The sequence below is a fragment of the Natronoarchaeum sp. GCM10025703 genome, assembly GCF_042661985.1.
In the GTDB taxonomy this organism is placed as follows: domain Archaea; phylum Halobacteriota; class Halobacteria; order Halobacteriales; family Natronoarchaeaceae; genus Natranaeroarchaeum.
In genome coordinates this window covers 2,106,185-2,122,249 of the sequence record NZ_JBHSZF010000001.1, presented here as the reverse complement: position 1 = coordinate 2,122,249, position 16,065 = coordinate 2,106,185, and the positions used below count along the sequence as shown (strand labels likewise).

General features: G+C 57.5%; 17 protein-coding genes and 1 pseudogene. 9 read left to right on the top strand and 9 right to left on the bottom strand.

Features of this window, described 5'->3' with window-relative positions:
* Positions 1 to 98 precede the first annotated feature (98 nt).
* Entirely contained in the window at positions 99 to 1,271 is a 1,173-nt protein-coding gene (locus ACFQH2_RS11830; protein WP_377053839.1) for a thiolase domain-containing protein, read from the top strand.
* Positions 1,268 to 2,671, top strand: a complete 1,404-nt coding sequence (locus tag ACFQH2_RS11825) for a zinc ribbon domain-containing protein (protein ID WP_377053837.1) — start codon at positions 1,268 to 1,270, stop codon at positions 2,669 to 2,671. Before ACFQH2_RS11830 ends, ACFQH2_RS11825 begins: the two co-directional genes overlap by 4 nt.
* Here ACFQH2_RS11825 and ACFQH2_RS11820 read toward each other — a convergent pair.
* The 8 genes from ACFQH2_RS11820 to ACFQH2_RS11785 all read right to left on the bottom strand — a co-directional run bounded on the left by ACFQH2_RS11820 (position 2,641) and on the right by ACFQH2_RS11785 (position 7,995).
* A complete protein-coding gene (locus ACFQH2_RS11820) occupies positions 2,641 to 2,898 on the bottom strand; it encodes a hypothetical protein (RefSeq protein WP_377076776.1) in 258 nt (85 codons plus the stop codon). The genes ACFQH2_RS11825 and ACFQH2_RS11820 overlap by 31 nt on opposite strands.
* The gene (locus ACFQH2_RS11815) at positions 2,853 to 3,596 is read right to left on the bottom strand and encodes an MBL fold metallo-hydrolase (RefSeq protein ID WP_377076775.1); all 744 of its coding nucleotides are present in this window, start codon (positions 3,594 to 3,596) and stop codon (positions 2,853 to 2,855) included. The genes ACFQH2_RS11820 and ACFQH2_RS11815 overlap by 46 nt, the downstream gene beginning before the upstream one ends.
* The gene (locus tag ACFQH2_RS11810) at positions 3,589 to 4,980 is read right to left on the bottom strand and encodes a UbiD family decarboxylase (protein ID WP_377053833.1); all 1,392 of its coding nucleotides are present in this window, start codon (positions 4,978 to 4,980) and stop codon (positions 3,589 to 3,591) included. The genes ACFQH2_RS11815 and ACFQH2_RS11810 overlap by 8 nt, the downstream gene beginning before the upstream one ends.
* Entirely contained in the window at positions 4,977 to 6,470 is a 1,494-nt protein-coding gene (locus tag ACFQH2_RS11805; RefSeq protein ID WP_377053831.1) for a UbiD family decarboxylase, read from the bottom strand. The genes ACFQH2_RS11810 and ACFQH2_RS11805 overlap by 4 nt, the downstream gene beginning before the upstream one ends.
* Before the next feature lie 30 nt (positions 6,471 to 6,500).
* A complete protein-coding gene (locus ACFQH2_RS11800; RefSeq protein WP_377076774.1) occupies positions 6,501 to 6,968 on the bottom strand; it encodes a hypothetical protein in 468 nt (155 codons plus the stop codon).
* 77 nt (positions 6,969 to 7,045) lie between these two features.
* Positions 7,046 to 7,507, bottom strand: coding sequence for a MaoC/PaaZ C-terminal domain-containing protein (locus ACFQH2_RS11795; RefSeq protein WP_377053827.1), 462 nt, complete (start codon positions 7,505 to 7,507; stop codon positions 7,046 to 7,048).
* Between the two features lie 39 nt (positions 7,508 to 7,546).
* The gene (locus ACFQH2_RS11790; RefSeq protein WP_377053825.1) at positions 7,547 to 7,756 is read right to left on the bottom strand and encodes a hypothetical protein; all 210 of its coding nucleotides are present in this window, start codon (positions 7,754 to 7,756) and stop codon (positions 7,547 to 7,549) included.
* Between the two features lie 35 nt (positions 7,757 to 7,791).
* A complete protein-coding gene (locus tag ACFQH2_RS11785) occupies positions 7,792 to 7,995 on the bottom strand; it encodes a MaoC/PaaZ C-terminal domain-containing protein (protein ID WP_377053823.1) in 204 nt (67 codons plus the stop codon).
* A gap of 114 nt (positions 7,996 to 8,109) precedes the next feature.
* On the opposite strand from ACFQH2_RS11785, the gene ACFQH2_RS11780 reads away from it, so the two are divergent.
* The 4 genes and pseudogenes from ACFQH2_RS11780 to ACFQH2_RS11765 all read left to right on the top strand — a co-directional run.
* Complete coding sequence (locus ACFQH2_RS11780; RefSeq protein ID WP_377053821.1) at positions 8,110 to 8,709, top strand: GNAT family N-acetyltransferase; 600 nt, start codon at positions 8,110 to 8,112, stop codon at positions 8,707 to 8,709.
* A gap of 744 nt (positions 8,710 to 9,453) precedes the next feature.
* A complete protein-coding gene (locus tag ACFQH2_RS11775; RefSeq protein ID WP_377053819.1) occupies positions 9,454 to 10,149 on the top strand; it encodes a hypothetical protein in 696 nt (231 codons plus the stop codon).
* 112 nt (positions 10,150 to 10,261) lie between these two features.
* Entirely contained in the window at positions 10,262 to 10,837 is a 576-nt protein-coding gene (locus ACFQH2_RS11770) for a HalX domain-containing protein (protein ID WP_377053817.1), read from the top strand.
* Positions 10,838 to 11,095: 258 nt separating this feature from the next.
* Positions 11,096 to 11,263, top strand: a pseudogene (locus tag ACFQH2_RS11765) (hypothetical protein); the annotation flags it as partial.
* Between the two features lie 10 nt (positions 11,264 to 11,273).
* On the opposite strand, the gene ACFQH2_RS11760 reads toward ACFQH2_RS11765, so the two are convergent.
* Positions 11,274 to 11,759, bottom strand: a complete 486-nt coding sequence (locus ACFQH2_RS11760) for a hypothetical protein (protein WP_377077027.1) — start codon at positions 11,757 to 11,759, stop codon at positions 11,274 to 11,276.
* Between the two features lie 18 nt (positions 11,760 to 11,777).
* Here ACFQH2_RS11760 and ACFQH2_RS11755 point away from each other — a divergent pair, with 18 nt between their 5' ends.
* The 3 genes from ACFQH2_RS11755 to ACFQH2_RS11745 all read left to right on the top strand — a co-directional run bounded on the left by ACFQH2_RS11755 (position 11,778) and on the right by ACFQH2_RS11745 (position 16,064).
* Positions 11,778 to 13,253: a hypothetical protein gene (locus ACFQH2_RS11755; protein ID WP_377076773.1), complete on the top strand. Its 1,476-nt coding sequence runs from the start codon at positions 11,778 to 11,780 to the stop codon at positions 13,251 to 13,253.
* A 705-nt stretch (positions 13,254 to 13,958) separates the two neighbouring features.
* Positions 13,959 to 14,894 (top strand): hypothetical protein, encoded by a 936-nt coding sequence (locus tag ACFQH2_RS11750; protein WP_377076772.1) that lies wholly within the window; start codon positions 13,959 to 13,961, stop codon positions 14,892 to 14,894.
* A 66-nt stretch (positions 14,895 to 14,960) separates the two neighbouring features.
* Entirely contained in the window at positions 14,961 to 16,064 is a 1,104-nt protein-coding gene (locus ACFQH2_RS11745; RefSeq protein ID WP_377053811.1) for a DUF7350 domain-containing protein, read from the top strand.
* The last annotated feature ends 1 nt before the right edge of the window (position 16,065 follow it).

Here is a 16,065-nt window from a genome sequence, read left to right as displayed (position 1 = left end):
GGCAGCGGCCGGAAAGCCCACTGCAGACTGGGCGTAAGATCACGTCACGCTGACCCACACCTGTGGGTTTTTTAGGTATCCACGGCAATCTGGGGTGTATGAGAGATGCCTACGTGGTCGGTGCCGGACAGTCGTCGTTCGGCTCGTTTCCAGAGGAGACGTACCAGTCGCTGTTCGACTCCGCCTACGAGCGGGCCCGCGCGAGCGTCGACGGAACGATCTCTCCAGACGATATCGATGAAGCGTTTCTCGGAACGCTCGGTGTCGGCGGGCGACAGATCGGTCTGAGCGGCCCCGCGGCCACGGAGTACGTCGGCCTGCACGGGATTCCGACGACTCGGGTCGAAAACGCCTGCGCGGCGAGTAGTTTCGCGTTTCGACAGGCCGTCGCCGCGGTCCGATCGGGGATGGTCGACGTGGCGCTCGCTGGCGGCTTCGAGGTGATGACCGACACGAGTTCCGACAACACTCGCTGGTGGCTGGGCGTCAGCGGTGAGATGGAGTGGGAGCGCATGAGCGGGACGACGTTTGCGGGCGTGTACGCCCAGATGGCCAGCGCCTACCTGCAGAAGTACGACGCGGAGGTGGAGGACCTCGGCCGCGTCGCGGTCAAGAACCACTCCAACGGGGCGAAAAACCCGAAGGCGCATCTCGGATTCGAGTGTTCGCTCGAAGATGCCGTCAACGCGCCGATGGTGGCGGATCCGCTCAACCTCTATCACTGCTGTCCGACCACCGACGGCGCGAGTGCCGTTCTCGTCGCCAGCGAGGAAGTCGCTCGCGAGACGAGCGATCCGATGGTTCGGGTGGCCGGTGCAGGTGCGTCGAGCGGTCGGGTCGGACTGTTCCAGCGCGACACACTGACGAGCATTCCGGCGTCGGTCCGGGCCGGGGAATCGGCCTACGACGAAGCCGGGATCGGCCCGGAGGATCTGGACTTCGCGGAGGTGCACGACTGTTTCGCAATCGCCGAACTAGTCGCCTACGAGGATCTCGGTTTCTGTGAGCGTGGAGAGGCCAAACGGCTCCTGCGCGACGGCGTCGTGGATCCGGACGGCGACCTCCCGACGAACACGAGCGGCGGTCTCAAATCGAAGGGCCATCCCATCGGGGCTACCGGAACGGGTCAGATCGCCGAAGCATTCGATCAACTCCGCGGCGACGCACACGTCCAGGTCGACGAGCCGAACTACGGACTCACCCACAACGTCGGCGGCAGCGGCGGTGGCGTCGCGGTTCACGTCTTCGAGCGTGAGGAGGTGGATAGATGAGGGGACTCACCGCGGCGGGACTCTACCTCCCGCGATACCGTCTCTCGGCCGAGGAACTCGAAGACGCGTGGGGAACCACACACGCGACCGGCATCGATCAAAAGGCTGTCCCGAACGCCGACGAGGATGCGCTGACGATGGCAACGGCGGCGAGCGAGCGCGCGCTCGGTGCCGCGGAGGTCGGTCGCGACTCGATCTCGCTTCTCGCTGTGGCGACGACGACGCCGCCGCTGGAGGAGAGTGACGTCACCGGCCGACTCGTCCGGACGCTGGGGCTGTCGACCGACGTCCGGACCGTCGCGAGCACCCAGCACACTGCAGCGGGGGCGGATGTGCTCGCCAGTGCGCTCGACGCCGACGGCCCCGCGCTGGTCGCCGTCGCCGACTGCCCCGAGGGGGAACCGGCTGACGAGGATCACTCGCTCGGCGCGGGTGCCGCCGCGTTCGTCGTGGACGAGGACCCGGCCGTCGAGATTCGTGAGATCGGCTGGCACGCCGACGAAGCACCCGGGGTTCGGTTCCGGCGGCGCGGCGAGGGGGCCGTCGAATCGCTGGGGATCACGACGTTCGAGCGAGACGTCGTCAGAGACGCGATTACCGGTGCGGCCGCGGATCTCGACGGCGTCGACTCCGTCGACCGCGCGGCAGTCCACCAGCCCAACGGAAAACTGCCGTACCGTATCGTCGGTGATCTACCGGTCGACAACGAGGCGGTCCACGCCGGCATGGTCGTCGATCGGATCGGCGACGCCGGCGCGGCCACCGTGCCGATCGGCCTTCTCTCTGCGCTCGCGGCGGCCGACGGCGAACGGTCCCTCGCCGCGTTCTTCGGCGGCGGCACCGCCGCGGCGTTCGTCTGCGAGGGCGGACTCCCAGTGGCCGGCATCGACGACCTGGAAGACGGGACCGAACTCTCCTACGCCGACTACCTCCGCGAACGCGGCTACGTCGTCTCCGGCGAGGTCGCCGGCGGTGGAGCCAACGTCAGTCTCCCGAACTGGCGGCGCTCGCTCGACCAGCGCTACCGTCTCGTTGCCGGGCGGTGTCCCGAGTGTGGGGCCGTCTCGTTCCCGCCGGACGGCGCCTGCCAGTCCTGTCACGCTCGCGTCGATTTCGAGCGGTTCGAGGCGTCTCAGCGCGGGACGATTCTGGCACTGACGACGATCGGTCAGGGCGGCGCACCGCCGGAGTTCGCAGAACAGCAACAGCGCGACGGAGCCTACGGCGTCGCAATCGTCGAACTGGGCGACGGGCGAGACGCGATCCAGCTCCCCGGCCAACTCACGGATGCCGACCTCGACGACGCATCCGTCGGTGACGAGGTCCGGGCGACGATACGGCGGATCTACGTGCAGGAAGGGATCCCACGCTACGGCGTCAAGTTCACGCTGGATGGGTAGTCGGCGACCGCTGTCCTGTACCGGACCGGATCCGCTTCGATCCGTTCGACGACCCCGAGGGCGGCAAGCCGGTCCAGATGCGCCGCCGCTTCGCCCGCTCCGAACTTCGCGTGGATGCCGTTCATCTCTCCGAAGAGTTCGCGAGCGACGGTCCAGGCCGTCGGTTCGTTGGTCGTAGCGACTACGTCGTACGCGTCTTTCGCTCGCTGGTGGTGGTGTTCTCGCACTGCTTTGATGGCCGCGTCCACGTCCATCGTCGTCCCGTGACCTGGCTCGCCGGTTCGGCCCGCTGCGATGGTCTCGACCCGCTCCAGCGACGAGAGGTACGTCGCCAGCGGATCGTCGAGGCGCGTGTCGCTTCCCCGACGTTCGGCGTGTACGTCGGAAGGAGCACATCGCCCAGAAAGAGGGTCTCTGCCGTCGCAAACGACACGTGGCCCTTCGTGTGACCGGGTGTGTGGACGACTTCGATTCCGGCGATCCGGTCACCCTCCTCGTGTGCCTGTACCGGGTACGTATCGGGTAACGGTGACGGGGCGTCGCGGTCGAGCAAGGCCTCGCGGATCCGCTCGGGAACGCCCCAGCGGCCGAGGATGCTGGCATCGCGCCGTAATCGGCGCTGTCGTGCTTCAGTATAATCACCGACCAGGTGCGCGTCGCCCTCGTGGAGGTGTATCGACGCGTTCGCCCGGTCGGCCAATCGGCAGGCGAGTCCAGCGTGATCGGCGTGCCAGTGAGTCACCAGCACGTGATCGATCCCCTGCACAGATATCTCCGTACGCTCTATTCCGTCACGGAGCGCACTCCACGAGCTATCGGTCGGCGGTCCGGGATCGATGACGACGCCGCTGTCCGGCACGACGTACGCGCTGTTGACTCCCTCCGGAGTCCCCCGGCCAACTGGGATCCTGACGAAGTCACTCATCATTTCCTCCAGCATGGGTTAGCTGGTTCCAGCGTTCTCTGGCCGCCTCTCGGATGTTCTCCGGATACGAGGACTCGAAGGTGACACGCGGTGCGATATACTCTTCGTCCCACCGCGGATCCCACGTTGCGTTGATGTACAGGCGAGTTCCGGTCTCCCCGTCACGTCGATAGCGGGGTGCAGACGCGCTCGGGGCGTTCGGTTCGCTGAACGTCCAGTCGTTCGCCGGATGTGCTTTTACCCACATATCGTCGAGTGCGCGCGCCAGATTCGTCGGGTCCGCCTGTTCGTCTAACACCAGTACCTTGTCGAACAGCCGGGAGAACGAAAACAGGGTATTCGCCAGTTGCCACTCGAAACCGGCGTACAGGATCTCGCTCGAAACGATGCAGAGCCCAAGACGTGCCTCGAACGGCAGCCGTATCCAGTTGACCGGCGAGACGCCCCAATAGCTGTTCACTCTGCGATAGAGCTCCGCCGATTCGACGAGACTCGTCAGTAGTACGTCGTCGGTCAACGGGCTGCCGAGCGGAGTAAACGGTACGATCGGGTCCTCTCGGAGTGCGCTCCGCTCGATATCGATTTCGATGGTGGTCACGTCGCAGGTTCGTTCCCACGCGGCCTCGGGTCCGCCCACGTCGCCCTCCACATCTCGAACCTCGCCCGTGAACCGAGCCTCGACGGCTGCTGGGACGACAACTGAATCCGCTTCCGCCAGCGAGATGTCCGAGAGGCCTGCCGCCAGTTCGGGGACCTCCGGCGTCGCTCGCTCGCCAGTCCAGCCCTCTGCGGCAGCTATCAGTGCACTACCCGAGACCCCCAGCAGAATCATCGCTTCGGTACCGTTAGCGTACCAATCGGCGAACGCTTCCGGAACAGATAGCCGCATTCCTGTGGTGTGTTGTACTCGTCCCCGTACCGGGGCCCACGTGGACGTCCCGTCACGTTCGGCGGCGATCAGTCCGAGCGTGACCAGGGGGCGCTCTCCCCGTGTGATCGACGGCAGACCGAGCGAGTACAGATCCGTTTCGGTTCTGTGCCCCGCTGGCTCTCCGAGGTCGCTTCCATCTATCGGCTCCGGCTCGGACTCGGCGAGATGATCGAGCAGTTCGATATACTGACAGTCCGGCCCGAGTCCAAGTGCAGTACTGACCCGTCTCCAGGACGACTGGTCGTGTTCGACGAGCTGGTCCGGTCCGGCATAGGCACCGCTCGCGAACCGGACCTTCCCGGGCGTCTCCTCGAACAGGACCGCTGGACAACTGTTTTTGACCGCCTCGCTGGCGACCGACGCGGCGGCTCCGTCCCAGTGTGTTGGGTCCGTGACACGTACGAGGTCTTCCTGGGACTCCAGTTCGTCGAGGAGGGTTCTGAACGTCATCATTGGTCGTCACCTCCGGGATACACGAACGGGAGTTGCTCCGGATCGACCCCCGCCTGTTCGAGGGTTTCTTGAGCAGCGTGTCGGCGTTCGACCTTATCCGTGACCCCGTCTGCTGGTTCCTCTCCGCCGCGCGTCGCGTCGATATACGCCTTTGCGGTCTTTGCTTTGGAGGTCCCCGTCTGTATATCGCCCTTCTCGCTTGGTGTCTGGTATATGTTGAGCGGGACTTTCGGCATCATCTCTCGTCCGAACTGATGAAAATCTTCGTCCGGGTCGGCATGCAAGGAGAGCGCCTCTAACACGTCCCGCTGATTCAGCGGATTGACGTCGGCGTCGACGAACACGAAAAAGTCGACGTGGAGCATCCCCCACGTAGTAAAGATGAAGTTCGCGAGTTCGTGTAGGCGCCCGGGATCGGCCGTCTCCATCGACACCACGTACACGGTTCGTGGGGAAGACGTCCAGGGTGCACAGCATTTCACGTCGAACCCCGCCATACGGAGACCGAGCGTTGCGTCGGGACCCACACAACCCACCTCCATCGAACTGGTCGAGTTCTCGGTGTAGCCGACGCCGCTCCCCTCCACGCAGAACGGAATGATCGGGTTTCGCTGGTGCGTAACGGCATCGACGCGCAGCGCCGGCATCGATCTGCGCGGCCCATGCATGTAGCCGAAGTAATCCCCGAACGGCCCCTCGTCTCGGCGTGCGTTCGGGAGGATCTCACCTTCGATGACGAGTTCGGCCGATGCGGGCACCATGAGATCGTTCGTCTCACAGGGAACCAACTCGATTGGCTCACCCTTCAGACCACCGGCGTACTCGACTTCACTCCGCCCGGTCGGGATCCACATAACCGACGTATACTGTACCGCGGGTTCCGCTCCGACGGCGATTGCAACGGGCATCGGTTCTTCGCGCCGTTCGTACTTGTAGTAGTACAGGTTCGGGGTTTGTTCGCCAGCGAGCAAGAGGACGCTTGCGGTCTTGCTATCGTGGATCATCGAACGATGGTAGGACCAGTCTACCCATTCCGAGTCGGGATCCGACGTTATCAGCGTGTGCAAGTTGGAATATCGTCCCCCGTCGCCCGCATGGATATAGGGCCAGGGAAAGTCCAGTAAGTCCGCGTCCTCCGTCCGGACTACTTCTTTACACAGTGCGTCGTCGGACTTGACGGTCTCCGGTTCGTACGGGTTCTTGAGTCGTCCGATAATCTCTCCGTAGAACTCGTCACAGGACAAGTTCGGCGGTAGTCCAAGGCCGGTCGCAATTCGGTCCCACGGCCGCCGCTGAGAGCCACGATACGGGTCGCCGACCAACTGCGCCCCCTCGACGTTCTCGAACAGTGGAACCGCACTGTCATGCTGGTTCGATAGCATCGTGAGGGCGCTTGCTTCCAGGTTCCAGGTGATCTCCTCCGAGATCCGATCGAGATCATCCCTTGCTTCGAGGCTCTGCAGGTATTGGCGCAGTGTCTCGACCGTCATTCTTCGTCTCGTAGTTCCATAATCAATCCGTCACGCTCTGCCTGTACTTTGAGATCGGCGTATTCCTCGACCAGATCGGGGTAGTTCTCCGCAATATATTCGAGCATGATCGATCGGCTTGCCTCCGATACCGAGTCGTACCTGCCGGCTCTCGTTAGATACTCCAGAAGAGTTTTCAGATCTTCCGACCGCGTGTTGATTATATTCAGAATCCTCTTCGAGATCTCCGATTACTGATTCCAGTACCGCTGTGTCGACTCCTCCAGGTTCGGTATCCGTTTCGAGGATCTCGATGTACCACTGTTCTTCTATGTTTTCGTGGGGGCCACGAACTACCGTGAGAGGCTCCGAATCGTCTAAATCCTCTGGATCTCTACTTACTTTGGCTTGAGTACTGAAGATCTCTTTCGTGTTTTTGTCACTTATCTGCAGTTGTATCTCCCCGTCCTCGTAGTTCTCAGGCAGGTTGGTCTCGGAGGTGACGTATTCGCTGGACATACCCTCTACTCTATGTTGTCATCTTTCGCAAATAAAGACTTCCCGTATCCGGAGGACCGGTCGAACCCCTCAGAGAGTCAATCACGGCGGCGCACGAGCTCGAAATTCTCGTACGAGAGCACCGACTCACCTGCCTGGTTCGTCACCACTATCTCTTCGTGGACAACTCCCGTTTCCGAATTGCTATCTGACGGTCGGGTATCGACAACCTCGTTCGTGACAGTCAGTGTGTCTCCGGGTTCGACCGGATTGTTCCACGAAACGCTGTCTAACCCCAATCCACCGACGACCGCTCGGTCGCGACGAACCGCCTCTACGAGCAGACGAACGGAGAGACAGAGCGTGTGATAGCCGCTTGCGATGAGACCGCCGAACGGGCTTTCCCCCGTCACTTCGGTCTCCGTATGTATCTCGAGTGGGTCGTACCGCTCGGCGAACTCGACAATCTCCGATTCCGTGATGGTGGTCGAACCGCACTCCGTCGTCGTACCGGGGTCGACATCCTCGAAATAGACCGTAGTATCGCTACTGTCGTCCATGTGGGCGTAACTCGACCACAGGTAGATGTCAATTCCGTTTTACTGGCGCCGCCCGACGATATTGATTGCAACCCATCTGATCACCTCGTTCCCGTTCTGGTCGTATCCTCGGGTTTCGTTGCGTACGTAGCCCCTGTCTGCATGACTTTCCGATCGATTCGTCTCGAGAATCTCGTTTTCGACGGCTATCCTATCACCCGCCCGTACGGGGGTCGACCAATCGAGTGTCTCTAGACCAAGGGCACCCATACTCGCCGCATCGTCAAAAACTTGTCAGTGAGTAATCACATACAGATACTCGCCGTATACCACCCACTCGCGATGAGTCCGCCGAATATCGAATCTTCCGCGGCTTTTTGATCCGTATGGATCGGCTGAGGATCGTATCGCCGAGCAAACCGAATCATTTCATCTCTCGGAATCGTATATCCGCCGAGTTCCCTGATCTCTCCTTCCTGCAGGTCCTCGAAGTAGTACTGCGTTGCCATCGGTACGCGTAATTACTGGCTGGGTATAAAATTACAGACGCATCTCTACGGAGTACTTAAAAAACCGTCATGTTCAGGGTCGCACTTACGAGGTTTCGGCACGACTTTCTATGCATGAGCGGTGACTCAGAGGATCTCAAATGTAACATCTGGGATAATTCTGACTGTGTGGGAACACCGTACTGTCCCCCTCGTTGCCCTCGGTTTACTGATAAAGAGGAGGAAGCGTTGATCGCTCGCCCGTATCGTTCCGAGGATCTGGAACCGCTCGTCGATATGTACGAGGATCTTGACTCGTACAGTCGGACGATGGGGCTTCCACCGGCCGGTCGACCGCAGATCGAAAACTGGTTAGTGAATTTGATGGACCGAGGGTGGGGGCTGATAGCACTCCGTGGAGACCGTATTGTCGGCCACGTCGCCGCTACCCCGGAACAATCAGCCACCCCAGAAATAGTGATCTTCGTTCACCAGGACGTTCGGGACCGTGGCATCGGGACGGAACTGATGAAACAACTCCTCGCTTACGCCGCCGATAAAGATCACGCCGGGCTCTCACTGGAGGTCTCGAGTGGCAAAGAACGCGCTATCTCGGTCTACGAAAATATTGGCTTTGACGTCGTCGAGAGTACGTTACGTGAACTCCAGATGGAGATTTCGTTACAGAAATCTATCGCAGAGCGTGTCCAACGTCCTCCAAGCGAACGTAGCTGACACATCCGGTGATTATCTTTGTTAGAGCGTCGTGCAGCGCCGCGAATACGAAATCATCACCTCGAAAAGAGACAGACAAAAGACGTATATCGAATTGGCGTATCGACTCAGTGTCCAACTTTCACAGGGATTAGTGATTGGATCAAAGTTGGGCTCATCTATTGATGGGCGATACACAAACTCGACAATTAGCTTGTCAATTTTGGCTAATTATAATCTGAATATATAGTACTGAAAATTGATGGTAATGGTTCAGTCTTGACCATTCGATTCGTGACAGGCGAGTTCAAAAACTGATATACAACCAACTATTGCGAGACTGTGGATCACGCTGTAATCGACGAACCCGCTTTCCATGTCGGCATAATTGATTCTTACCGTCCGTTGCCGTCGATCCTCGAACTATTTTATATTTGCTCAAACCATTTTGAAATAGATTTGGTCGTTATACTGTATTTCTTTACGAGACTCGGAGAGACCGGTCGGTTGCCAATGTCATGTCTCTCTTTGTACGTTCGATCTGAAAAGTTTCAGAATAAAGTTATATCCCGCTTGACCGTAGGCCCTGTCTCATATCAGATGCCCCCCTGTAATATTTATAATATATTCGAAACTACTACTAATCTATACTTTTGCTATTCTATCTTTGTAAATAAAATATCAGGAAACTTTTATATGCCTACTCTTCTCACGTCCGATCGGGTTTCGGTGACTCTTTGACCTGTCGTCGAAAATCTTCTGACGATGGGTTCTCAGGACTCAGTTACTGCCCTCGATTTCTTCGGCTCTGTCAAGCCGTGGGGACGGCTGGTGTACGATCAGATCATTATCGTCTCTATCGTCAGCATTCTGGGCGTGCTGTTCGTCTTTCCCGTTCTGACAATTGGTCCCGTCTGTCTCGCCGCTGTTGCGACTATCTCGCATTCCGTCCAGCAACGCAAAGAGATGGATTCGGTTTCGGACGAAAAACTCACGCGGATTTTTCTGGGTTCGATTCGTGATAACTTCCGTCAAGGATTACTGTTCTCGGCGCTCATTTTCGGCAGTCTCACCGTTACTATCGTCTATGTTACGCTCGCGCTTGCCAGTAATTCGTTCGTCTTCTGGATCGGGGCGGCGTTCGGGTTTTATACCCTTCTGGCCGTCATTCTGCTGACGTTCCGCACTGGACACGTTCTGGTTCGGGCGGAAGACGACCTCGGCGTCATTGACGCGACGCTGGAAGGAATTGCCGTCGCAAAGCGGGCACCCGGATACAGCGCTATCCAGTATCTCTTCAGCGCGCTACTGATCGTCGTACTGGTAGCAGTGCCCGTGTTCGGCATGGTGCTCCTGCTAGGTGCGCTTGCGTTGCTCGAACTCGTGGTGTACGAAACGATCGAAAGCGGCGGTGTAAGCGAACTATTCTCCGAGAGCGAGGACGAAGAGGAGAGCAAATAGTATATTCATTCATACATAAGTTCCCCGACATACGGCCGCGGCATTTATCACCCATTACCGCCATACATCTATCGTGCACGAATATCGGACGTACCCCTAAATATAATTGATTATGCCCGACCAACCAGTTGACATCCTCGTCGTAGACGACGAATCACGACTTGCAGATCTGTTTGCGGCCTGGCTCAAGACCGACTGGACCGTCGATACCGCGTATGACGGTGAGAGCGCTCTGGAGAAGATGGAAGACTCCGTCCAGATCGTTCTGCTTGACCGTCGGATGCCGGGGCTGTCTGGCGACGAGGTTCTCTCCGAGATCCGGGATCGCGGATACGACTGCCGCATTGTGATGGTCACGGCAGTTGACCCAGACTTCGACATCATCGAGATGGGGTTCGACGACTACCTGGTCAAGCCGGTCTCCAAAGACGAACTGATGGAGGTCGTCGACCGAATCCAGACTCGCTCGATGTACGAGGCCGATATCCAGCAGTACTACTCGCTCGTCTCCAAGAAATCGCTTCTGGAAACCGAAAAATCGGACCGGGAACTAGAAGCAAGCAACGAGTACACCGAACTCTGTAATGAAGTCGACGAACTCCGTGGAAACGTCGACGAGACAGTTTCTGACCTATCGGACCACGACGATTTCGTCGGCGCGTTTCAGGATCTCCCCGGCGAGAACTGACGGCCCCCGCCGCTCGTCCGCTTATTTATCCTTTTTCTTGGTGCCTGTTCTTAGTGCTTTCACCCGATAGCGCGTTCCACAGGTTTATATTGCATCCGCAATTTATATCCTGTAACTATCAATGGAATATTATCGGTTGCTACTGCTGTCGGTGCTGCTAACTGGCGTCGCGTTCGGCGCTGTTGGTCACGTGAATGCCACGCAGAACGGCGGCAACGCTGACCCGTTCGCGGAGGCCGGGCAGATCAGGAGGCACAGGTGGGTGATATCGTCCTCTTGGACGGCGGCGGTTCTCGCTCGCCTGCAGGCGGTCTCGCCACCTATGAATGGCGTATCGAAACGCCCGAGGGGAATTCGCAGGTACCTTCTTGCGACGACTGCGTCCAGACGGAGTTCGTGCCCGACCGAGAAGGCGTTTACACGGTCCGGCTTACGGTCACGGACGAACATGGTCGAACTGATACCGATGCGATGTACGTCTCCGTTGGCCAGTCACCTGCACCGGCGGTGACGGTCTCTGGCAGTTCTGAATCCGCTCGTCGACGACCAGATATCCTACACCGCTACTGTCGAATCTGGAACGACGCCAATAAACGGCATCGAGTGGCGCATCGATGGGGCCGTCATCGAGAGAGACCCGGAATTCGACGGAGGAACACACACGCTCGTCCGTGAGTTCTCGTCCTCCGGCGAACGCACCGTCGAGGCTACGGTATCGGACGAGGCCAACCGCTCCGCCAGTGACGACCTGACCGTCTCCGTCCGTGAGGACTCGGCCCGCCCTTCGCCGTCCGCGCCGACAGCTACTGTCGAGGGTGATCAACTGGTCACGGGCCAGCAACCCCTCGAAGGAGAGTATCGGATCGCTGGCAGCGATTCCGACGAATTCGGCTCGATCCGATGGTACGATGAGAACAATCAACTGGGTATCGGCGAGCAGATGACTGTCGATTGGGAGCCCGGTACGCATCAACTGTACGCGCTGGCGGACCACGATGGCTCGACGCGCCGTATCACGTTCTCGGACGGCGACGAGGTGGTCGCGGATCCGGTGCCCGACGTCGAGTTAGATCTGGACCGAGACGGAACCGACGTGATGGGGCAAGTTGTCGCAACCGACAAGTTCGGTTCTCTGGAGAATGTCTCCGTCTACGTCGGTGATGACCCGGTTGTGACGACGACTCTAGATCCCGCAGATAACCGATCCACCTACGAACACGAATTCTCGGCTGCTCTTCCCCGAGACGACTCCCGCACCGAGATACGTGCTGTGGCAACCGACGCGCGAGGACAGGCTACTACAGACTCAACGGACCAGGGACAGCCAGAACTGATCGACTCCGGCTTCGTTAATACGCCAGTCGATTCGTACCACGAACGACTCGACGAAGAGCGGTATACTGCCGTCCACGAGATCGAGATTGCGTTGAACGGGGAGGATCCGAGTGAAGTCCCTTCTATAGAATACCTCAAAGACAGTGGTCTAATAGAGATCAAAGAGGTACCTAACGAATATGATTCTACGACTGATACTCTTACAATCAGAACCGAATGGGCTGGGAAATATCCGAAAGATTATATTTTAGGGTTTCAAATGGGAAACAAAGCTGCTGGTTCTTCAAAATTTGAAGTGACTCCAAGCCCGCCGGAAGTCCATATCGACTTTGTCGATTCTGGCGCTGATTCGCATGACCGTGGCTACCTTGTTCAGATCGATGTAAGTGATTCATTCGATCCAGATGGTATGGGATTCAAATTCAACGTTGCAGATCGTGATCGAACTTATTCGGAGGATGATCTTATCGGCATCGAGTTCAGTGATACACCCAAACTTGTAGCATCTGACCCGATGGGAAGGTCGACGACTTATGAGCTTGATCTCTACGATTTTTATGTACCTCAAATCGACGAGATGACAGAAGTCTCAGAAGATCCATACGAATCGGGTGACGTAGTTCTAATTGATGTGCGAACCGAAGACTATCAAATTGCCTCCCCGGAGTACGATCTGAATGTCGATCTTGAAATCAAAAACGGTGAAGGAGTTATCGAGTCTTGGCGTATGGTTGATCCGGAACCGTCTGCCAAAGATACTAGCAACGTGGCACGACAGAATGCTGTCAAATACTACACCGGGCGAGTAGCTATTGATGCCGAATCCTTTACACATGGTGCTGATCCTGTAATTGTCGTTTCCAATCCGGAACGATCGGATGAAGCCTACCATTCGCGACAGATTTCGGGTATCGACGGGATCATGCCGAAACCCCGAAACGTCGAAGTCAAAAATATTGAATACACCGTCGATACGGTCATCCGTGAAGTTACAGCTACATCTCGGAACGAACGTATGAGCTTGGAGGGGCGGGTTACAAGCTTGACTCGACTTCAACTGTTACTGAATCTGTCGAACTAGAGAAACGAGAGACAGAGACCACTTATTCTACAGAAACGCGTGAGTTCGATTCTGAATACGAACGTGATCGATTCACCACGATGCGTAGTGACTGGTCCACTGCTGGTGACGACACAAGAACAGTCATCGACAGAGTATCCGCTTGGGAAAATTCTCATTACGGTGCTGATGGTCGGTTCACTGGCCATACACGGACTATAACTAAATATCCTCACCGGTCCTCCGTCCCACGACCAAAGACAGTAACTCAATATAAATATACAAGAACAGTATCTGAGAGCAAACAGACATACGTAGCGCAATCGACAACGTCTGAAACGAACGTAAGTTGGGTAACCCAAGGAGAAACGACGGCTGTTGGTGGTGCCTATCGACGGGCCTCTCAGAGTGGTAATCTTCGTATCGGCAAAACCACAAAATCCACTACCTGGGAATTGTCAAAAGAGGTACGACACAGAACAACTGTAGCCTTATACGACGATCCGTCGTATGTCCAGGAGACTTCTGGGACAGTTCACGGTGAGCTCCTAGAATACCCGTACACTCAGCGTAGACATGGCAATACCGATTTAAAATTCGATGAATTTAGCGTAGATGCGACGGCGTCTGGATTACGCTCAGAAAATGAGCTAATAACTGCAGTTGTTGGTGAGAATGATGGATTGAACGCGGATTGCCAATCAGTCTACGAGGGGGTGTGCTAAAATGAGTCGGATTGCAAACTATGTTACAATTGCTTTGCTGATCGTATTGATTATTGTCTCGGGCAGCCCTGTCGCTGCGGTTGCTACAGACTGTAACAATTTGAATTCAAATAGTACCGACGCCGAATCTACAATTGGTAGTGAGTTCGATGTGAGGTTTAATCTAGTGATCGACAAGGATACAGAATGTGCTTCAGTCAAAGCCTCTAATGAGGCTTCGAGACCACGTCCTGTCAGTGTGAATTATTATGTAGACGATCTAATAATATCACACGAGTCCCCTGAACTCGATCCTGGGGAAACCTGGAACAAAACTTGGGACTTCAGCGAGCAGTATGATGTTACCCGAGACAACCACTCCGTATCTATCGGAACGACGGGACCGGATCTTGAAACGACCGTCCAGAAAGACTTCGACCTCTCCGACCCGGACATACCCGCACAGCGAATCGCCGACGTAGACCTCGTCGAAACAACTAACGAGGACGGTGATCCGATCGCTCAGGCAGCGATTACGTTCGAGAACCCATCGACGCATGCGAATCTTGGCGAGGTTTTCGTCCACACCAAGGAGACACACGGCTCCGGAGAACTGGCTCTCGTTCCGATAGGCGAGGAAGAGGCAACGGCCTACGTCGACCTGAACGACGACCCTGACAGCACTATCGAGGGGGAGATCCGTTATAATGCCCAGGGGATCAATCAGGACCACGGTGTCCGGGATCAGATGTGGTTCCGTGGCGAGGTGGATGGTGATGTGACGTTCCAGCGTCAGGAGTTCGAGGCTGTCGGGTACGCGGGCGACGACGATGCCTACCGATACGACGACCCACCGCTGATCGTCCAGTATATTCCGCCGTATAGATACATCGCTGCTGGTGTCATGATTGCGGGCATCGTACTGATCGCTGGTGCTCGGCGGTACTGGTCACGATAGAGTGCTGTAGGCTCTCCGTTCCCGCAGAGCGGAAGTTGTAATACCCCACACTTCTGACTCTCAAATATGAAGCGACGGACACTACTACAGGCAGGCCTCGCTGTCGGCAGTGCCAGCGTCGCCGGCTGTCTGGGTGTCCTCGAAACCGAATCCGTCTGGCAGAGTATCCCGGTCGTCGAAGACCGGCCCGATGCTGTTTACCTCCCTGCTGGTGCCGAGGAAATGGCGACCTATGGCGTGAGCCATAGCGGCGACTACGGGTTCGCGCTTCAGTACACGTTTCCACATCGGTTTTACAACATTACTGAAGCGGGGACGAAACGGGTGGACGTTCAGGAGTCCGACGCCATGCATCTGATGGTCACCATCTGGGACCGTGAGACGGGGACGGTGTTGCCCGCCGAACCACAGGTCGACATCTACTCGGCCGGTTCACTGGTAACCTCGCTTCGCCCGTGGGCGATGATCTCCCAGCGGATGGGATTCCACTACGGTGACAACGTGCAACTCGCCGGTAAAGGAACCTACACAGCCGAGGTTCGGACGGCGCCAATAAACGAACGTCTGGTTGGTGATCTAGAAGACCGGCTCCGCGAGACTGCAACTACGGAAATCGAGTTCGAGTACGACGTTGACGACATCTACGACCTCTCCTTCGAGGAGTACGACGAGTCAGAACGCGGTCGGCGTGACGCCGCGCCGCTGATGAACGGTAGAGAGGGTGGCGAGGACGGTGGGCACGACGAACACGATATGCACGCCCCCGTATCGGTTGTCCCTGCTCCCGATACACTCCCGGGAAGGTCTCTGGGGACCGCCAGCAGTAGTGATGCCGTCTTTGCGGCAAGCCTCGTCGATGGAGGCTCGCGCTTCGACGTGAGGCCGTATCTCCTGATATCCCTTCGGACACCGTACAACCGCGTCCCACTGCCGGAAATGTCGCTGACTGCGACGGGATTCCGGGACGGCGAGGCGGTCTTTTCCGACGAGCAGCTCTCGGCCGCTCTCGACCCCCAAGTCGACTTTCATTACGGGCTGGCTGCAGAGTCACTCGAAACGGTGGATACTGTTCGGATTGACGTCACTGCCCCGCCGGGAGTGTTACGACACGACGGCTACGAGACTGCGTTCCTCGATATCGATCCGGTCGAGTTTTCGCTCGAAGACTGAG